2 protein-coding genes are annotated in these 1,512 nt (G+C 48.6%); both read right to left on the bottom strand.

The features are described from left to right. The coding region (locus ABGY95_RS00885) for an NYN domain-containing protein (RefSeq protein ID WP_347439790.1) at positions 1–512 on the bottom strand (512 nt) is incomplete at its 3' end. A gap of 294 nt (positions 513–806) precedes the next feature. Then, a partial coding sequence (gene rlmN / locus ABGY95_RS00880; RefSeq protein ID WP_347439789.1) for a 23S rRNA (adenine(2503)-C(2))-methyltransferase RlmN occupies positions 807–1,512 on the bottom strand: 706 nt, incomplete at its 5' end.

The following is a 1,512-nucleotide window of genomic DNA, read 5'->3' as shown; positions in this document are numbered from 1 at the left end:
GCTTTGAAATAATTGAAGAGTCTCGGGTCTGTGACAGGTGTGGCATTTGATGGACATTCAGCCTCTGGTTCAAGTAATTCAAGGTAGATGAATTTATCACAAGTTTCAACGAATGGCTTCGGCGTCCTTTTTTGTCCAAAACCATAGACTGTGAGCGACTGCTCTCTGATGCGTGCAGCTAGCGGAGTAAAGTCTGAATCACTGGAGACTAGGCAGAATCCATCGAACCTCTCTGTGTACATTAGATCCATAGCATTGATGATCATTGCAATATCTGTGGCATTTTTACCTGTGGTGTAGGCAAATTGCTGGATTGGTTGAATAGAGTGGTCGAGTAATACGTCCTTCCAGCCACTTAGCTGGTTGCTGCTCCAGTCACCATAAATTCGACGCACATTAGCTGTTCCGTACTTTGCTATCTCCTTCATAATGAAAGGAATTGATTTGGGTGGTGTGTTGTCGGCATCGATCAATACAGCAAGGCGGGGAGAGTTCTCAAAGTTATTAGACATCAAACAGTCACTAACAAAAAACTAGAGCAAAAGTCTATAATGAAAGCAGCGACGACTTCAGTCTCTGGTTACACCGATTGAGGCTATTTTTTTGTTCGTCCAGTCGCTCAGTTGCGACAGTAGCTATCGATGGGTTGGACAGGTTCTTATAGGAAAAGGAAAGTGATCAAACTATTGCTCACATTAAAGACCACTACCACCCATCGCACGAAATTTCACGCATTAGGCTGCTGCCAATGTAAGCCCAGACTTCATTTTCTGAACACGGAACACGGAACACGGAACACCTAATTCCTAATTGGCGCTTTGCGCCCCCGCCTGCTTCTTCATCTCCTTAAGACGAAGCTGACCGCAAGCCGCATCGATGTCATGGCCTTTTTCTAGGCGCATTGTAGTCATCACACCGAGCCCTTTGACTGTATCACGGAAGAGCTTGCAGTGCTCGTCGGATGGGCGTTCCCACTCGAGTCCTTCTACTGTGTTGTAGGGGATGAGGTTGACGAATCCGCCGAGCTTGTTGGCTTTCTCTGCGAGAATTTTAGCCTGCTCGAGGTCATCGTTGATGCCCTTGATAAGGATGTACTCCAGCGTGATGCGCTGGTTGTTCTTTTCGCGGAAATTGTGCAGCGACTCGAAGAGTTCATCGACATTCCACTTCGAGTTGACTGGCATGATCTTGTTGCGGACCTCGTCGGTCGCGCCGTGGAGAGAGATGGCGAGTGAAACTTGGTTCTCACGCTCAGCGAGCTTGTAAAGCATCGGCACCAGTCCAGAGGTTGAGACTGTAACCGAGCGAGGTGCTAGGTTGAGTGCCCAGTGGCCAGTGATGATATCGAGCGCTGGATTTAGATTCTTAAAGTTAGCGAGCGGCTCCCCCATGCCCATGAATACGACATTGGTGATGGTCTTGCTGGAGTGTTCGGCGATCGCGACAAGCTGGCTGATGATTTCAGCTGTGCTGAGATTACGCGTGAGGCCATCGAGCCCTGAAGCGCAGAAC

This window comes from Rubritalea sp. (genome assembly GCF_039830215.1).
GTDB lineage: Bacteria > Verrucomicrobiota > Verrucomicrobiia > Verrucomicrobiales > Akkermansiaceae > Rubritalea.
This window is presented reverse-complemented; position numbering and strand designations above follow the sequence as displayed.